This window comes from Variovorax sp. YR216 (assembly GCF_900107745.1).
Taxonomy (GTDB): domain Bacteria; phylum Pseudomonadota; class Gammaproteobacteria; order Burkholderiales; family Burkholderiaceae_C; genus Variovorax.
The window spans coordinates 507411-523492 of sequence record NZ_FNRO01000001.1; the positions used below are offsets into that span (position 1 = coordinate 507411).

Consider the following 16082-nt stretch of genomic DNA (forward strand, 5'->3'; position numbering starts at 1 on the left):
CGTGGAATTGAAACAGCGGCGACGCCATGACGCGCCGCCGCTGATTGGCCTTGACTCAGGCTGCAGCAGCCTTCGCGGCCGCGACCTGGGCAGCCACTTCGGCCGCGAAGTCATCGACCTTCTTCTCGATGCCTTCGCCGACCACGTACAGCGTGAACGACTTGATCGTGGTGCCGGCAGCCTTGAGCATCTGCTCGACGGTCTGCTTGTCGTTCTTCACGAACGGCTGGTTGTGCAGCGACACTTCCTTGAGGTACTTCTGCACGCTGCCTTCGACGCGCTTGGCGACGATATCGGCGGGCTGCGGCTGCTTGCCGGCGGCTTCGGCGGCCTTGCGGTCTTCTTCCGCCTTGCCGGCGGCGACAGCACGTTCCTTCTCGATCAGCTCAGCCGGCACCTCGGCCGACGAGATCGCCACGGGCTTCATCGCGGCGACGTGCATGGCAACGTCCTTGGCGGCGGTTGCGTCGCCTTCGAACTCGACCATCACGCCGATGCGGGTGCCGTGGAGATACGTCGCCAGCTTGCCGTTGCCAGCGAAGCGCTTGAAGCGGCGGAACGTCATGTTCTCGCCGATCTTGCCGATCAGGCCCTTGCGAACGTCTTCGAGCGTGGGGCCGAAGCTGTCCTGCTCATACGGCAGCGCGGCGAGCGCATTCAGGTCCGCGGGATTGTGCTTGGCGACCAGCATGGCGGCAGCGTTGGCAAACGCCAGGAAGCTGTCGTTCTTGGAGACGAAGTCGGTTTCGCAGTTGATCTCGACGATCGCACCCGCGTCGCCCTCGGCATAGGCGGCGACCACGCCTTCGGCCGTGATGCGGCTCGAAGCCTTACCCGCCTTGTTGCCCAGCTTGATGCGCAGCAGCTCTTCGGCCTTTTCCATGTTGCCGTCGGCTTCGGTGAGCGCCTTCTTGCACTCCATCATCGGAGCGTCGGTCTTTGCGCGCAGCTCTGCGACCATGCTTGCGGTGATTGTTGCCATGTGTATTCTCCGTTCGGTTTGTCAGTTGCCGCCCCTCGCGGGCGTCACGAAAATCAGATTAAAAAAAAGGGGCTTCGAGGCCCCTTCTTCAGGCTCGAACGAGCACAAATCAGGCGGAAGCGCCCTCTTCGACCTCGACGAACTCGTCGGAATTGCCTTCGGACACAGCCTTGACCACATCGCTGACGGCGTTCGCACGGCCTTCGATGATCGCGTCGGCGATGCCGCGCGCATACAGCGTGACTGCCTTCGACGAGTCATCATTGCCCGGGATCACGTAGTCGATGCCTTCGGGCGAGTGGTTGGAGTCCACCACACCGATGAGCGGGATGCCCAGCTTCTTGGCCTCGGCCACGGCGATCTTGTGGAAACCGACGTCGATCACGAAGATGGCGTCCGGCAGCGCACCCATGTCCTGGATGCCGCCGATGTCCTTCTCGAGCTTCTCGATTTCGCGCGTGAAGGTGAGCTGTTCCTTCTTGCTCAGGCTGTCGAGACCGGCTTCGAGCTGGGCCTTCATGTCCTTCAGACGCTTGATCGACGTCTTGACGGTCTTGAAGTTCGTCAGCATGCCGCCGAGCCAGCGGGTATCGACGTAGGGAACGCCGGCGCGGCGCGCTTCGGCAGCAACGATCTCACGAGCTTGACGCTTGGTGCCAACCATCAGGATCGTGCCGCGATTGGCGGTGAGTTGCTTGGCGTACTTCATCGCATCCTGGAACATCGGGAGCGACTTTTCCAGGTTGATGATGTGAATCTTGTTGCGGTGACCGAAGATGTACGGGGCCATCTTGGGGTTCCAGAAGCGGGTTTGGTGTCCGAAATGGACGCCGGCTTCCAGCATTTCGCGCATGGTGGTCGACATAGAGATAACTCCAAAGGTTGGGTCTAAAATCCAGCCCGTTTTGTGCGCCTCATTGAGACCTCACAACACCTTGATTGGGCTGGTTTGCGGATGCGCTTCACTCTGGGACGCTGGGAAAACACCAGAAAACGTGAGTAAAAGTACCCGGAGCGAAACCCAAAGAGTATAGCACGCGCCCCCGTCCACCCCGCCTCATCCCCTCCCGACATGCGCCTCGACCTGCACGCCGCCCGCCACACCCTGACGACGGGCGCCTCCGACGCACGCACCGAAATGGAGCACTCCATCGCCGCGGCCGAATCGGCAGCCTGCGAGCATGTCTTCACGCGCACCCTTTTCGACGAGGCCAGGCGCAAAGCGACAGAGGCCCGGCCGGAACTGCCCTTGGCGGGGCTCGCCTTCACGGCCAAGGATCTTTTCGACGTCGCTGGCCAGCCGACGCCCGCCGGCTCGACAGTGCTGTCCCATGCACCGGCGGCGAAGGCCGATGCCGTCGCGGTCGCACGTCTGCGCGCCGCCGGAGGCGTCCTGCTCGGCAGGACGAACATGACGGAATTCGCCTTCTCGGGCGTTGGAATCAATCCCCACCACGGAACGCCAGCCAATCCGAGCGATCCTGGAACGCCGCGCATTCCGGGCGGCTCGTCCTCCGGCGCCGCGGTGTCCGTTGCAACAGGCGCAGCGTTCATCGGGCTGGGCTCGGATACCGGTGGGTCGATCCGGATTCCCGCCGCACTCAACGGGATCGTGGGGTTCAAGAACACCGCACGACTCGTTCCCACAGACGGCGCTCTCCCGTTGTCGACGACGCTCGACACGGTGTGCGCGATGACACGGTCGGTCCGCGATGCGATCACCGCGCACGAAATCCTCGCGAACCGTCGCGTCATCGCGGGAAACGCGTCGCTGGCGACCTACCGGTTCGCAGTCTCGAGAGACCTTTTCCAGAATGAAATGGACGCCGCCGTTGGCACAGCCTTCGAGCGGACGCTCCGCACGCTGCGAAACGCGGGCGCGCAGATCACCGAAATCAGCCTCCCGGCGCTGGCGGACCTGCCGGCGATCAATGCCACGGGGGGTTTCTCCGCGGCGGAGTCCTACGCCTGGCACCGCCATCTGCTGGAGCGCAGCGGCGCAGGGTACGACCCGCGCGTCGCGCAGCGCATCCTCAAGGGCGCGACGATGAGGGCCCATGAGTACATCGATCTCTGCCACGCCCGACGACACTGGATCGCCCGCATGGAACAGGCGCTCGCACCTTTCGACGCGGTGCTGTCGCCGACGGTGCCGATCACCGCTCCGACCATCGCGAGCGTGGCGCCGGGAGCGGAGCGCGACGAGGCGTTCTTCCGCATCAATGCGCTGCTTCTGCGCAATCCTGCCGTCGTCAACATGCTCGACGGCTGCGCCATCTCGATTCCGTGCCACGCCCATGGCGAGTTGCCGGTCGGCCTGATGATCTGGCACGCAGCGCTTCGCGACGACGGGGTGCTGGCCGCGGCGCTGCAGGCGGAGCAGGTGCTCGCCGGCCGGTGATCTGACCCGATACCGCGCCAGGACGCCAAATCAATATCTGCAAAGTACCGAATGAAAGTAGCGATCGTGGGCGCCGGCATCATCGGCGTCACCACTGCGTGGGAGTTGGCCTCGGACGGCCATGAAGTCATGGTCTTCGACCGCCGCGGTGCCGCGGCCGAGGAATCGAGTTTTGCCAACGCGGGCGTCGTCGCACCGGGCTACGTCACTCCGTGGGCGGCCCCGGGCATGCGCGGCAAGGTGCTTCGCTCCCTTCTGTCCACGCACGGCGCGGTCAAGCTGCGCTGGCCGCTGTCGATGCGCGACATGCGCTGGATGGCGCACTGGCAGCGCGCGTGCAAGCTCGAAACCTACCTGGCCAATCGCACGCGACTGCAGCGGCTCGCCTTCTACAGCCGCACGCGCCTTCATGCCATCACCGAAGCTTGCGAACTCGACTATGAGCGCAGCGACGGTTATCTGGTGCTGATGCGCTCCAAGCGCGAGAAGAAGCTGGTGCAGGCCGGCCTCGACGTGCTGCGCACAGCCGGAACCAAGTTCCAGGAGATCGACGCCGACGAGGCCCGCAAGATCGAGCCGGCGCTGAATGCCGACACCGCCCTCGCCGGCGCCATCTATCTGCCGGACGACGAGGTGGCCAACTGCCGGCAGTTCGCGCAGCTGCTGAAGTGGGAAGCCGAGGCGCTGGGTGCCCAGTTCCATTTCAACTGCGACCTGGCGCCACTCAAGCGTGCCGCCCCCACCGAGATTTCGCTCGCGGCCGGCTCCGAGAGTCACCGCTTCGACGCGGTAGTGGTCTGCGCCGGCGTTGCCTCCGCGGACTTGCTCAGACCGCTGGGACTGCGCGTACCGCTGGCCCCGGTCTATGGGCATTCGATCAGTGCCAACATCCGGGAACCGCTGAGCGCGCCTCGCAGTGCGGTGATGGACGAGCGGTACAAGGTCGCGATCTCCAGGCTCGGCCTCAGGGTGCGCGTCGCGGGGAGCGCAGAGATCGGCGGCTCATTGGGAACCATCAACCCGGCTTCGCTGCAGACGCTCTACAAGGTGCTCCAGGACTGGTTTCCCGGCGCGGTGACGCTTCGCTCGGGTGTGCAGCAATGGAAAGGTGCTCGGCCGATGCTGCCGGATGGGCCGCCGATCATCGGCCGCAGCGGCATACCGGGCGTCTGGCTGAACCTCGGCCACGGATCGAGCGGTTGGGCCCTCTCGTGCGGCAGCGCGCGGGTTCTGGCGGACCTCATGGAGGGCCGCGACCCCGGCATCGATCTCGAGGGTCTCGGGATGGAGCGCCTGCTGGAACACTGACCCGACGAGGACTGCCGCATGCTTCGCATCACCGCCGCCACCGCCGCCGACCTGTTCGACATCGCAGCCACGCGCCGGATCGAGGAAACGGCTGCCAAGGCACTGCCGCCGCACACGCTGATGCAGCGCGCAGGGCTGGCCGTGGCCCGGCTCGCGATGGCGCTGGCGCCGCATGCGCGTGTCATCTGGGTGGCCTGCGGACCCGGCAACAACGGGGGCGACGGCTTCGAGGCGGCAGCCCAGCTTCAGCGGCGCGGCTTCAGGACGGTCGTCACCCGCATCGGGGAGGACGACCGGCTCCCGGCCGATGCGCAAGCTTCGCTCCGGCGCGCACAGGAGGCGGGCGTCATCTTTGCCGAAACGCCACCGACGCACTACGAACTTGCAGTGGATGCCCTGCTCGGGATCGGGTCCGTCCGCCCACCGTCAGGCGCGATGCTCGACTGGCTTCGCCAGATGGCCAGCGGCGTCGCACCGGTGCTCAACATCGATACGCCGTCCGGGCTAGACGCCGATACGGGCGTTTTGGCCGAGAACTACCTGCAAGCCGGGAGTGCGCAGGTCCGCCGCGTTTGTTTGAGCCTGCTGACGCTCAAGCCCGGGCTTTTCACGGCCCACGGCCGCGATGCCGCTGGCGAGGTGTGGTTCGACGATCTCGGCATAGCGGACATCGTCGAGCCCCCGACAGCCCGGTTGCCCGGCATCCCCGCCGCTTTGCTGCGGCAGCACGCCTCGCACAAAGGAAGCTACGGCGACGTCGCCGTGATTGGCGGCGCACCTGGAATGGCCGGCGCCGCCTTGCTCGCAGGATCTGCAGCCCTCAACGCTGGCGCAGGGCGAGTGTTCGTTGCGCTGCTCGATCCTGGCGCGCCGGCACTCGATCAGGTGCGGCCCGAGCTCATGTTCCGCCGAGCCGACACGCTTGACCTCTCGGGCATGACCGTCGTGAGCGGATGTGGAGGTGGCGCCGCGGTGGGCGAACTGCTGCCGCACATCCTCCGGACCGCCGATACGTTGGTTCTCGATGCGGATGCGCTCAACTGCATCGCCGCGGATCCCGCGCTGCAGGGCCTGTTGAAGGCCCGCGCCTCATCTGGCCCCTCGACGGTTCTGACGCCCCACCCACTCGAAGCGGCTCGGCTGCTGGGCTCGAACACCGGCGAGGTTCAGCGCGACCGCCTCGCGGCGGCGCACGAACTCGCAAAGCGGTTCGGCGCGATCGTGGCGCTGAAAGGTTCGGGCACGGTGATAGCGCAGCCCGACGGAATCCCGGTGATCAACCCGACCGGCAATGCGCGACTGGCGACGGCCGGCACCGGCGACGTGCTCGCCGGCATGGTGGGTGCAGCACTCGCTGCCGGCCTCGCGCCGATGGCGGCAGCCTGCGAGGCCGTCTGGCGCCACGGCGACCTGGCGGATCGCTGGCCGGACGAGGTCCCGCTCACAGCAGGTGCGCTCGCCGGCGGCTGCCCGCCTGTCGCCCGCTGAACGATCAGCCGCGGCCCACGAAGGGCATCTTGGTCGCCATCACCGTGTGGAAGAGCACGTTGGCGTCCAACGGCAGATTGGCCATGTAGAGCACCGACTGCCCGACGATCGACACATCCATGGTCGGCTCGATCGCGATCTCGCCGCTGGCCTGCGGGACACCCTTGGTCATGCGCGCCGCGAGTTCGGTCAGTGCATTGCCCACATCGATCTGGCCCACCGCGATGTCGTGCTTGCGCCCATCCAGCGAAGCCGTTTTGGTCAGGCCTTCGACCGCGTGCTTGGTCGACGTGTAGGCCATTGAATTCGGCCGCGGCGTCGTGGCCGAGATCGATCCGTTGTTGATGATGCGGCCGCCGCGCGGCGTTTGCGAACGCATCGTGCGGAAGGCCTGCTGGATGCAATAGAACATGCCGTTCAGGTTGATGTCGACGACGCCGCGCCACTGCTCCGGCGTCCAGTCCTCGAACGGTCCGGGCGGATTGCCCACGCCAGCGTTGTTGAACAGCAGATCGACTCGGCCGAAGCGCTCCACCGCCGAAGCGAACAGCGCCTGCACCGATTCAGGGTTGGCAACGTCGGTCGGCACCGCGAACGCCCGTGCACCCGCGCCCGACTCCTTGGCCACCTGCTCCAGCGGTTCGAGGCGGCGGCCGGCCAGCGCGACGCTCCATCCATCGCCGAGCAAGGCCAGTGCAGCCGCTTTTCCAATGCCGCTCCCCGCACCCGTGACGATCGCGACACGGCTCTTCTTTTCAACGCTCATTCAAATCTCCTTGGGTCAACGGCGCGTCTTGCGCCCTTTCATCTTGTTGGCCGCCTTCTTGACCGCAGTCTTGAAGGCTTGCATCGCCGACTTTGGCGCGCGTTCGCTCCGTTCGACGGCTTCGGGCTTCTTGCGCGCGCTGCGCTTGGCGGAGGCTTTGACGGGCACCCCGCTCGGCGCGGCACCCTTGTCCTTCATCGCACGCGCCGCGAGTTCCTCGCCTTCGCGCACCAGCCGGAAATCGATCTTGCGGCCGTCCAGGTCGACGCGGCTGACCTGCACGCGTACGCGCGTGCCGATCGCGTAGCGGATCCCCGTGCGTTCACCGCGCAGCTCCTGGCGCTGCTCGTCGAACTTGAAGTACTCGCCGCCGAGTTCGGTGATGTGCACCAGGCCTTCGACGTACATCGCATCGAGCGTGACGAAGATGCCGAAAGTGGTGGCCGCGGTCACCACGCCGCCGTATTCCTCGCCGAGATGCTCGCGCATGTACTTGCACTTCAGCCAGGCTTCCACATCCCGACTGGCCTCATCGGCACGACGCTCGTTGGCGCTGCAGTGCAGGCCGGCGGCCTCCCAGGCCTGTACTTCCTTGCTCGGCGCGACATTGGCCTTCTGCGGCTTGGCGCTTGGCGACTTCACGCGCGAAGCCAGGCGCTTTGCGAGCTTGGCATGCGCCTCACCCGGCGTCGGCAACATCGGCAACTGGTACTTGGTCCGGCCAAGGATCGCCTTGATCACGCGATGCACCAGCAGGTCCGGATAGCGCCGGATCGGGCTCGTGAAGTGCGTGTACGCCTCATACGCCAGGCCGAAGTGACCACTGTTGATGGGCGTGTAGATCGCCTGCTGCATGGAACGCAGCAGCATCGTATGGATCTGCTGCGCATCCGGTCGCTCCTTGGTCGCATCGGCGATCGCCTGGAACTCACCGGGCTTCGGATCGTCGGTGATCGAGAGCCCGACGCCCATTGCCTTGAGGTAGCCGCGGAGGATCTCCTTCTTCTCCGGCGTCGGCCCTTCGTGCACGCGGTACAGGCCAGGGTGCTTGCCTTCGGCGATGAAGTCCGCGCTGCAGACGTTGGCGGCGAGCATGGCTTCTTCGATGAGGCGATGCGCCTCGTTGCGCGTGCGCGGCACGATCTTCTCGATGCGCCCGGCCTCGTCGCAGATGATCTGCGTCTCCGTCGTCTCGAAGTCCACCGCGCCACGCTTCGAACGCTGGCCCAGCAGCGCGCGGTACACGTCGTGCAGATTCAACAGGTCCTTGACGCGGTCCTTGCGCTTCTGCGCCTCGGGCCCGCGCGTGTTGCCGAGAATCGCCGCGACCTCGGTGTAGGTGAAGCGCGCATGGCTCCACATGACCGCGGGATAGAACTGATAGGCGTAGATCTCGCCATCGGCCGCCACGAGCATGTCGCAGACCATGCACAGCCGCTCGACCTCGGGGTTGAGCGAGCAAAGCCCGTTCGACAGTTTCTCCGGCAGCATCGGGATCACACGCCGCGGGAAGTACACGCTGGTCGCACGATCGTAGGCATCGATGTCGATGGCCGATCCGGTCTGCACATAGGCGCTGACGTCCGCAATCGCCACCAGCAGACGCCATCCCTTGCCACGACCGACCTTCGCAGGCTCGCAGTACACGGCATCGTCGAAGTCGCGCGCGTCCTCGCCGTCGATGGTGACCAGTGGAATGTCGGTGAGATCGATGCGGCCCTTCTTGTCCGCGGGCCGGACCTTGTCGGGCAGCGCCTTCGCTTCAGCAAGACATGCTTCGGAGAACTCGTGCGGCACGCCGTACTTGCGAACCGCGATCTCGATTTCCATGCCGGGGTCGTCGATTTCGCCGAGCACTTCCTTCACGCGACCCACGGGTTGGCCGAAGAGTGCAGGCGGCTCGGTCAGTTGCACGACCACGACCTGCCCGACCTTCGCGGTACCGGTCGCGCCCTTGGGGATCAGCACGTCCTGCCCGTAGCGCTTGTCCTCCGGCGCCACGAGCCACACGCCACCTTCATGCAGAAGGCGGCCGATGATGGGTTGCTCCGGGCGCTCGAGGATCTCGACCACACGGCCCTCGGGCCGACCACGTCGATCGAGCCGCACGACACGCGCCTTGACGCGATCCTTGTGCAGCACCGCACGCATCTCGTTCGGGGGCAGATAGATGTCGGCTTCACCGTCATCGCGCTGCACGAACCCGTGTCCATCGCGATGTCCGAGAACCGTTCCTTCAAATTCATCCAGCAGTCCGCCGGAATGGCCAAAATTTTTGATATGATCTCCTTCTTTCCTGAAATTCAAAACATAACTGCTTCGGCAGATATGTGGGCCCAGATGGCGGAATTGGTAGACGCACTAGTTTCAGGTACTAGCGAGTAACATCGTGGAGGTTCGAGTCCTCTTCTGGGCACCAAGTTTAAATACACCCCTTGTGGGTTCTTCGATTCAAGCCACCGGTCTCCGGTGGCTTTTTTCTTGGGGCTTTGCAGCATCAAATCGGCAGCGCGATCAGGTCGTGGCCCTCCGCACCCACGATGCGTGCACGGGTGAACTCACCGACCTTCATTGTCTTGCTGATCTTCTCCGGCGGCAGCAGCCGCACGGTGCCGTCGATCTCCGGCGCGTCCGCGTAGCTGCGGCCGACGCCGCCCTTGCGTCCCATCGCGGGCGCTGAATCCACGAGAACCTGCATCGTGGCACCGATGCGTCTTTGCAGCCTGGCGATGGAGACCGCCTCGGCGACCTCCATGAAACGCGCGCGCCGCGCCTCTCTCTCGGCTTCGGGCAGCATGCCCGGAATGTCGTTGGCAGAGGCACCGGCGACCGGGCTGTAGGCGAAGCATCCCGCGCGGTCGATCTCGGCTTCACGGATGAAGTCGAGCAAGTGCTCGAACTCCTCTTCTGTCTCTCCGGGGAAGCCGGCAATGAAGGTGCTGCGAATCACCAGTTCCGGGCAGACCTCGCGCCAGCGGGCAATGCGCTCGAGATTCTTCTCCCCGCTGGCCGGCCGCTTCATGCGACGCAGGACATCGGGATGACTGTGCTGCAACGGCACGTCGAGGTACGGCAGAACCTTGCCTTCTGCCATCAACGGAATGATCTCGTCGACGCTGGGGTACGGATAGACGTAGTGCAGCCGAACCCACGCACCGTAGGGCGCGGCGATCTCGCCGAGCGTGCGCACCAGTTCGAGCATGCGCGTCTTGACCGGCTTTCCGTCCCAGAAGCCCGTCCGGTACTTCACGTCAACGCCGTAGGCCGAAGTGTCCTGGCTGATCACCAGGAGTTCCTTGACACCCCCCTCGAACAAAGCCTTCGCCTCAGACAACACATCGCCGACCGGCCGCGACACGAGGTCGCCGCGCATCGACGGGATGATGCAGAAGGTGCAACGGTGATTGCAGCCCTCGCTGATCTTGAGATAAGCGTAATGGCGCGGCGTGAGCTTCAGCCCCGCGATGCCGAACGCCTGCGGCACCAGATCGATGAAAGGATCGTGCGGCTTCGGCAGGTTCGCGTGAACGGCATCCATCACTTCCTGGGTTGCATGGGGGCCGGTCACGGCCAGCACGCTCGGGTGCATCTCGCGCACCAGGTTGCCACCCTGCTCGCCCGTCTTCGCGCCCAGGCAGCCGGTGACGATCACCCGGCCGTTCTCGGCGAGGGCCTCGCCGATCGTGTCGAGGCTTTCCTTGACGGCATCGTCGATGAAGCCGCAGGTGTTCACGATGACGAGGTCGGCGCCTTCGAAGGTCTTCGAGGTCTGGTAGCCCTCTGCGCTCAGTTGGGTCAGGATGAGTTCTGAATCAGTCAACGCCTTGGGGCAGCCAAGGCTCACAAAGCCGATCTTGGGGGCAGTCGGCAGGGTCGTGCTATCGGGGGAGGCTACTTCGCTCATATCCCCGTATTGTCCCAGCTATCGGCCGGCACGCGGCATTCAGGGACGCTTGATACCGAATGCGCCCAGGACTTGCTCGGTGTTCTTCTGCATCTGCTCCTGCATCTGCAGGAAGACATTCTTGGACTGTTCGACGTAGTTGCCCATCAGCCCCTGCAGCATCGGCGATTGAAGCGTCATGAAACGGGCCCACATTTCCGGCGTCAGGCTCTCGGCCTTTTCCGCGAGTTGGGCCTGCACCTCGGCCATCGCCTGGATGTTCTTTTCCAGATACGGGCCCATGTAGCCCTGCATGGCTTGGCCATAGAACCGGATGATGCTGGCAAGCACCTGCTCTGTGAACATCGGCGCGCCGCCAGCCTCCTCCTCGAGGATGACCTGCAGAAGGATGCTGCGCGTCAGATCGTCGCCGGTCTTGGCATCTCGCACGACGAAGGACTCCTTGTTCATGACAAGCTGCTTCACCTCGGCAAGCGTGATGTAGCTGGAGGTTTCCGTGTCGTAGAGCCTTCGGTTCGGATACTTCTTGATCACCCGCTGGACCGGCTTGACACCGGACTTCTTGCTCTGCACTAGGGACTCCTTCGAATTTCGCATCAGGGCGTGCAAACGATTCTAGGGAGCGGCCATATTGCGCCGCGCCAAGGTTTACCCTGACCGAAAAGAAGGCGTCAGTCCAGCGATGTCGCGTACTCGGCGCCGCAGATCTTGCAGGTGCCCGTCTCGGGGCGCTCGTCCGTGGCCTCCCGGTACTGCAGCGGGCTCTTGATGCCGTTGAACACCCAGCACCGCGGACAGTGTTCCTGCCCCGCGACCGGCAGATAGGCGCGTGCGCGCTGCTCGGCCCGCTCGCGGGTCACCGGAGTCCCCTGACGAAGGGTGCGCGCCACTTCCTCCGCCGCCATGGTGCCGGCACGGCCGTTGGCCCGGTCGTTGAGTCCGTAGACCACCCGCGCGAATTCGAGCGGTGCCTGCCGCACCAGCGCCGCGATGCGAAGTTCTTCTAGCGTTGGATCGATCTCGGCGGCGGGGGTGTTCATCTGTTCCCTGGAGTCGAGTGCATTGAGGTGACGAGCGGCAAGTTACCACATCTGACGCCGCAGCCGCCAGTCACCCGAAGGCCATAGACCGATAAGCGATCCAAAGCGTGAATCGGGGAGGAGAAACGGGAAGGAGGGAGAAGGACTTGATCAGTTTGCGTCTGGTGGTTAATCAGACTTGACCAAGTAAATTGGTAGGCGCGATTGGACTCGAACCAACGACCCCCACCATGTCAAGGTGGTGCTCTAACCAGCTGAGCTACGCGCCTGTGTGTATTCGAGAGATGAGAGTATAGCAGGCTTTTTCGAGCCTCTTTTCACCGACGTCGCACAGAACGCACACCGATCACCGAAGCAACCACCGTGAGCACCTGCGCGAGCCGCGCGGCATCGGCGATCTCGACGGTGAAAGTCATCCAAGCCGTCCCCTTGACGGACTGCGTCTGCACGCCGATCACATTCATCTTCTCGCGCGCGAACACGTCGGAGATATCGCGCAGCAAGCCCTGTCGATCCGCGGCTTCGATCGCGACATCGACCGCATAGACCGCGGCGCCGTCGCCCTTCTGCGCACCCCACTCGACGTCGATCACGCGCTCCGCGTTCTGGCTCGCCATCGACCTGAAGTTGCTGCAGTTGGCGCGATGGATGCTCACGCCGTGCCCCTTCGTGACGAAGCCGCGGATCGCGTCGGGGGGCGCCGGCTTGCAGCACTTGGCAAGCTGCGTCATCAGCGAAGACACACCGACCACCAGCACGCCGCCGCGTCTGGCCTGTTCGCTGCCGCGCGCCTTCTTGATGACGACGCCGTCGTCGGGACTGGCCGGTGGCTCGGGTGGACGCAACAGCAGCTCGATATTGCGCAGCGAAAACTCGTCCTTGCCGACCACCTCGAACAGGTTGTCCGCCGACTTGAAGCCGAGCTGGGACGCGAGGTCGTCCAGCTTGAGCGCCGTCTTTCCTTCGCGCTGCAGGAGCCGTTCGACCGCCTCGCGACCGCGCGCCACCGTCTCGTGCGTGATCTGCGCGTTGAACCAGGCCCTGACCTTCGCCCGCGCCCGATGGCTCACCAGATAGCCCAGCTCGGCGTTGAGCCAGTCGCGCGACGGACCACCCTCCTTCGCCGCAATGATCTCGACCGTCTGGCCGTTCTGCAGCGGCGTGTTGAGCGGCACCATCACGCCGTCGACGCGCGCACCGCGGCAGCGATGGCCGAGGCTGGTATGGACCGTGTACGCGAAATCGACGGCCGTCGCGCCCTGCGGCAACTCGACGATGGCGGCATCGGGTGTCAGCACGTAGATGCGGTCGTCGAAAAGCCCCTGCCCCTGTTGCCCGCCGGACAGATCGCGCTCCCAGGCAAGGAGCTGCCTGAGCACAGCGATCTTCGCGTCGTACTCGCCCGTCGCCCACACGCCGGCATAACCTTTCTGGCCAGCCTCCTTGTAGGCCCAGTGCGCGGCCACGCCATGCTCGGCATGGTCGTGCATTTCCTCCGTGCGGATCTGGATCTCGATCGGCTTGCCCGCACGGCCGCCGATCACATCGCGCACCACCGTATGCAACGACTGATAGCCGTTGGGCTTGGGCCGCGCAATGTAGTCGTCGAACTCCGCGTCGATCGGCTGGAAGTGCGAGTGCACCCACGCAAGCGCCGCATAGCAATCCTTGACGTCGCCCACGATCACGCGCAGCGCCATGATGTCGAAGACCTGTTCGAAGTCGAGCGACTTGCCGCGCATCTTCTTGACGATGCTGTAGATGTTCTTCGGCCGGCCCTGCACCTTGGCCTTGATGCCCTCGGCGGCCAGCTCGCGCTCGAGGCGCGTGCGCAACTGCTCGACGTAGCTTTCGCGCTCGACGCGCTTCTCTTCGAGAAGTCGCGCGATGAGCTTGTACGTCTCCGGCTCGAGGAAGCGGAACGAGAGGTCCTCGATCTCCCACTTCACCTGCCAGATGCCCAGGCGGTTGGCCAGCGGCGCGAACACCTGCAGCGATTCGCGCGCGACGTTCTCGGGCGGAGGTTGCTTGGATGCCGCTGCATAGCGCAGCGTCTGGAGCCTGGATGCCAGCCGGAGCATGACCACGCGCAGATCGCGCGAGAAGGCCAGCAGCATCTTGCGCACGTTCTCCGTCTGCGTGCCCGCGCTTTCGCTCAGATGGCCGCTGGCCGCGGCCGAACGCGCCTGCTTCTGGACATACACCAGCTTTGTCGTCTCGACGGCGAGCGCAGCGAAGTTGTCGCCGAAGACCTTCGCGATGACTTCCTGCGGGCGGTTCAGGTGCTGGCACGAGTAGACAAGGTAGCTCGCCGCCTGCATCGCTTCGGAGCCGCCCATCGACGCGACGATGTGCGCCACGGCATCGGCATGCGCCAGCGTGTTCTCGCCGGTGTCCAGCGTTTCGTCGGCGATCAGCGGCTCGGCGAATGCGCGTGCGCGCGCGAGCATGTTCTCCATCACCGGCGTCCGCTCCGCCGTTGCGGCGGACAGCGGATAGTCGACCAAGATCGACTCCGGCGTGGATGACGCCTGCAGGCTGGTTTGCTCGCGCTTCACGGTGTCGATCGCCGGAAATCGGATCGCCTTGCCATCCGGCAAGCCTCACGGAGGGCGTGATGAAGGGCTGGCGCGGTCATGTCGAAAGCGAAGTCGCGATGAAGATAATGGTCTCGTTGCATCCTACTTCAACCGGAGTCCACCATCATGCTCAAAGGCAAAACCGCGCTCGTCACGGGGTCCACCAGTGGCATCGGCCTTGGAATCGCCAAGGCGCTTGCACAACAAGGCGCAAACATCGTTCTCAATGGCTTCGGCGATTCCGAACAGCCGCGCGCCGAGGTCGCAGCGCTGGGCGTCAAGGTCGAATACCACGGCGCCGACATGAGCAAGCCCGACCAGATCGCAGACATGATGAAGTTCGCCGCCTCGAAATTCGACCGTGTGGACGTGCTCGTGAACAACGCCGGCATCCAGCACGTCGCGAACGTCGAGGACTTTCCGCCGGAGCGCTGGGACGCGATCATCGCGATCAATCTCACGAGCGCATTCCACACCACCCGCCTCGCCATTCCTGCGATGCGCCGGGCCAACTGGGGCCGAGTCATCAACATCGCGTCGGCGCATGGGCTCGTCGCTTCGGCGCAGAAGTCGGCCTACGTCGCGGCCAAGCACGGCATCGTCGGGTTCACGAAGACGGTCGCACTCGAAACCGCGACCACTGGCGTGACCTGCAACGCCATCTGCCCCGGCTGGGTGCTGACGCCGCTGGTGCAGAAGCAGATCGACGACCGCGCCGCACGCGAAGGCATCTCGGTCGCGCAGGCCCAGAAGGACCTGCTCGGCGAAAAGCAGCCCTCGCTGCAGTTCACCACGGTCGATCAGCTGGGCGGGCTGGCCGTGTTCCTGTGCTCGCCGGCAGCCGATCAGGTCCGCGGCGTCGCCTGGCAGGTCGACGGCGGCTGGACCGCCCAGTAAGCGTCCGCTACGGTCCAGCTACTTGAGCTGGACCGATCCGGAGACGTTCACCACCACGCTGGTCTTGCCCGCCTCGATCGGCACCGGTGCATCCGACGCCGAGGCTGCCTTGGCCATTTCCATCGCCATCACGCGCGGCTGGATGGGCCCGCCGAGGTGCGAGTTGACCGCCACCTCGCGCAGCGTGTAGCCGGCAAAGCCCAGCCGCTTGGCCAATTCGTCGGCCCGCTGCTTGAAGTTGTCGATCGCCTGACCCTGGGCTTCGGACTCGACCTTGGCCTGCTGTTCGCGGCTCAGGCTGAACCCGACGTTCCGCACGGTCAGGGTCGAGATCCGGCCCGCGGTCTGGGCGATGCGCGGAAAATCCCGACCTTCGAGAATCAGGTCAGCAGTCCCTTGCCAGCCGGTGAGCTTGCCGTCGCGGCTGCGGCGGGGCGACATGGTGAAGTTCCCGGTGTGCACATCGAGTTGCCCTGCCTGCGCATTCTTGCGCGCTTCGGCGAGCGCAGCGTCGAGCGCAGACTTGAGCTGCGCCTGCACAGCGCTCGCATCAGTGCCATCGCGCGTCGTCGAGAGCGTCATGCTCAACTGATCCTGCTGGACTTCCACCGTGGCCGTGGCCGACAGCTGCAGCACGTTCTGCGGCGAGGGAAGCGTGACGGCCTGCGACCAAGCGGCCGAAGCACCCATCAGGACGGCGCAAGCCGCCAACCATTT

At 64.9% G+C, this 16082-nt stretch carries 13 protein-coding genes and 2 tRNA genes; 5 read left to right on the plus strand and 10 right to left on the minus strand.

Going from position 1 to position 16082, the window contains the following annotated elements:
- Nucleotides 1-55: 55 nt before the first annotated feature.
- Both tsf and rpsB read right to left on the minus strand, forming a co-directional pair.
- Nucleotides 56-982: a translation elongation factor Ts gene (gene tsf / locus BLW05_RS02425; RefSeq protein ID WP_093159214.1), complete on the minus strand. Its 927-nt coding sequence runs from the start codon at nt 980-982 to the stop codon at nt 56-58.
- A 109-nt stretch (nt 983-1091) separates the two neighbouring features.
- Nucleotides 1092-1847 (minus strand): 30S ribosomal protein S2, encoded by a 756-nt coding sequence (gene rpsB / locus BLW05_RS02430; protein WP_093159216.1) that lies wholly within the window; start codon nt 1845-1847, stop codon nt 1092-1094.
- A 207-nt stretch (nt 1848-2054) separates the two neighbouring features.
- Between rpsB and BLW05_RS02435 the strand changes: the two genes are divergently transcribed.
- From BLW05_RS02435 to BLW05_RS02445, 3 genes are read left to right on the plus strand one after another with little or no spacing between them, the layout of a single operon-like run.
- Nucleotides 2055-3383 carry an amidase gene (locus tag BLW05_RS02435; protein ID WP_093159219.1) on the plus strand — a complete coding sequence of 443 codons (1329 nt, stop codon included), beginning with the start codon at nt 2055-2057 and terminating at the stop codon, nt 3381-3383.
- A gap of 51 nt (nt 3384-3434) precedes the next feature.
- Complete coding sequence (locus tag BLW05_RS02440) at nt 3435-4691, plus strand: D-amino acid dehydrogenase (RefSeq protein ID WP_093159221.1); 1257 nt, start codon at nt 3435-3437, stop codon at nt 4689-4691.
- Nucleotides 4692-4709: 18 nt separating this feature from the next.
- Complete coding sequence (locus tag BLW05_RS02445; protein WP_093159224.1) at nt 4710-6179, plus strand: NAD(P)H-hydrate dehydratase; 1470 nt, start codon at nt 4710-4712, stop codon at nt 6177-6179.
- Nucleotides 6180-6183: 4 nt separating this feature from the next.
- On the opposite strand, the gene BLW05_RS02450 is transcribed toward BLW05_RS02445, so the two are convergent.
- A complete protein-coding gene (locus BLW05_RS02450; protein WP_093159226.1) occupies nt 6184-6945 on the minus strand; it encodes an SDR family oxidoreductase in 762 nt (253 codons plus the stop codon).
- Between the two features lie 15 nt (nt 6946-6960).
- Complete coding sequence (gene rnr / locus BLW05_RS02455) at nt 6961-9252, minus strand: ribonuclease R (protein ID WP_256329979.1); 2292 nt, start codon at nt 9250-9252, stop codon at nt 6961-6963.
- Between the two features lie 27 nt (nt 9253-9279).
- Here rnr and BLW05_RS02460 point away from each other — a divergent pair.
- A tRNA-Leu gene (locus BLW05_RS02460) sits at nt 9280-9364 on the plus strand.
- A 78-nt stretch (nt 9365-9442) separates the two neighbouring features.
- On the opposite strand, the gene rimO is transcribed toward BLW05_RS02460, so the two are convergent.
- From rimO to BLW05_RS02485, 5 genes are all read right to left on the minus strand, one after another.
- The gene (gene rimO / locus BLW05_RS02465) at nt 9443-10849 is read right to left on the minus strand and encodes a 30S ribosomal protein S12 methylthiotransferase RimO (protein ID WP_093159229.1); all 1407 of its coding nucleotides are present in this window, start codon (nt 10847-10849) and stop codon (nt 9443-9445) included.
- Between the two features lie 39 nt (nt 10850-10888).
- On the minus strand, nt 10889-11446 hold the full coding sequence (gene phaR / locus BLW05_RS02470) for a polyhydroxyalkanoate synthesis repressor PhaR (RefSeq protein ID WP_371126907.1): 558 nt from the start codon (nt 11444-11446) through the stop codon (nt 10889-10891).
- Between the two features lie 74 nt (nt 11447-11520).
- A complete protein-coding gene (locus BLW05_RS02475) occupies nt 11521-11889 on the minus strand; it encodes a hypothetical protein (protein ID WP_093159231.1) in 369 nt (122 codons plus the stop codon).
- 192 nt (nt 11890-12081) lie between these two features.
- Nucleotides 12082-12158: transfer RNA gene (locus tag BLW05_RS02480), tRNA-Val, on the minus strand.
- Nucleotides 12159-12206: 48 nt separating this feature from the next.
- Complete coding sequence (locus BLW05_RS02485) at nt 12207-14447, minus strand: RelA/SpoT family protein (RefSeq protein WP_093160412.1); 2241 nt, start codon at nt 14445-14447, stop codon at nt 12207-12209.
- A gap of 147 nt (nt 14448-14594) precedes the next feature.
- Between BLW05_RS02485 and BLW05_RS02490 the strand changes: the two genes are divergently transcribed.
- The gene (locus tag BLW05_RS02490) at nt 14595-15365 is read left to right on the plus strand and encodes a 3-hydroxybutyrate dehydrogenase (RefSeq protein ID WP_093159234.1); all 771 of its coding nucleotides are present in this window, start codon (nt 14595-14597) and stop codon (nt 15363-15365) included.
- 18 nt (nt 15366-15383) lie between these two features.
- On the opposite strand, the gene BLW05_RS02495 is transcribed toward BLW05_RS02490, so the two are convergent.
- Nucleotides 15384-16055 carry an SIMPL domain-containing protein gene (locus tag BLW05_RS02495; RefSeq protein ID WP_093159236.1) on the minus strand — a complete coding sequence of 224 codons (672 nt, stop codon included), beginning with the start codon at nt 16053-16055 and terminating at the stop codon, nt 15384-15386.
- Between the last annotated feature and the right edge of the window lie 27 nt (nt 16056-16082).

Coding starts and splice junctions, on each gene's coding strand:
- BLW05_RS02445 (WP_093159224.1), top strand. CDS start 4,710: ATGCTTCGCATCACCGCCGCCACCGCCGCCGACCTGTTCGACATCGCA.
- BLW05_RS02490 (WP_093159234.1), top strand. CDS start 14,595: ATGCTCAAAGGCAAAACCGCGCTCGTCACGGGGTCCACCAGTGGCATC.
- BLW05_RS02495 (WP_093159236.1), bottom strand. CDS start 16,055: ATGGGTGCTTCGGCCGCTTGGTCGCAGGCCGTCACGCTTCCCTCGCCG.
- BLW05_RS02440 (WP_093159221.1), top strand. CDS start 3,435: ATGAAAGTAGCGATCGTGGGCGCCGGCATCATCGGCGTCACCACTGCG.
- BLW05_RS02435 (WP_093159219.1), top strand. CDS start 2,055: ATGCGCCTCGACCTGCACGCCGCCCGCCACACCCTGACGACGGGCGCC.
- rpsB (WP_093159216.1), bottom strand. CDS start 1,847: ATGTCGACCACCATGCGCGAAATGCTGGAAGCCGGCGTCCATTTCGGA.
- BLW05_RS02475 (WP_093159231.1), bottom strand. CDS start 11,889: ATGAACACCCCCGCCGCCGAGATCGATCCAACGCTAGAAGAACTTCGC.
- phaR (WP_371126907.1), bottom strand. CDS start 11,446: ATGCGAAATTCGAAGGAGTCCCTAGTGCAGAGCAAGAAGTCCGGTGTC.
- rimO (WP_093159229.1), bottom strand. CDS start 10,849: ATGAGCGAAGTAGCCTCCCCCGATAGCACGACCCTGCCGACTGCCCCC.
- tsf (WP_093159214.1), bottom strand. CDS start 982: ATGGCAACAATCACCGCAAGCATGGTCGCAGAGCTGCGCGCAAAGACC.
- BLW05_RS02450 (WP_093159226.1), bottom strand. CDS start 6,945: ATGAGCGTTGAAAAGAAGAGCCGTGTCGCGATCGTCACGGGTGCGGGG.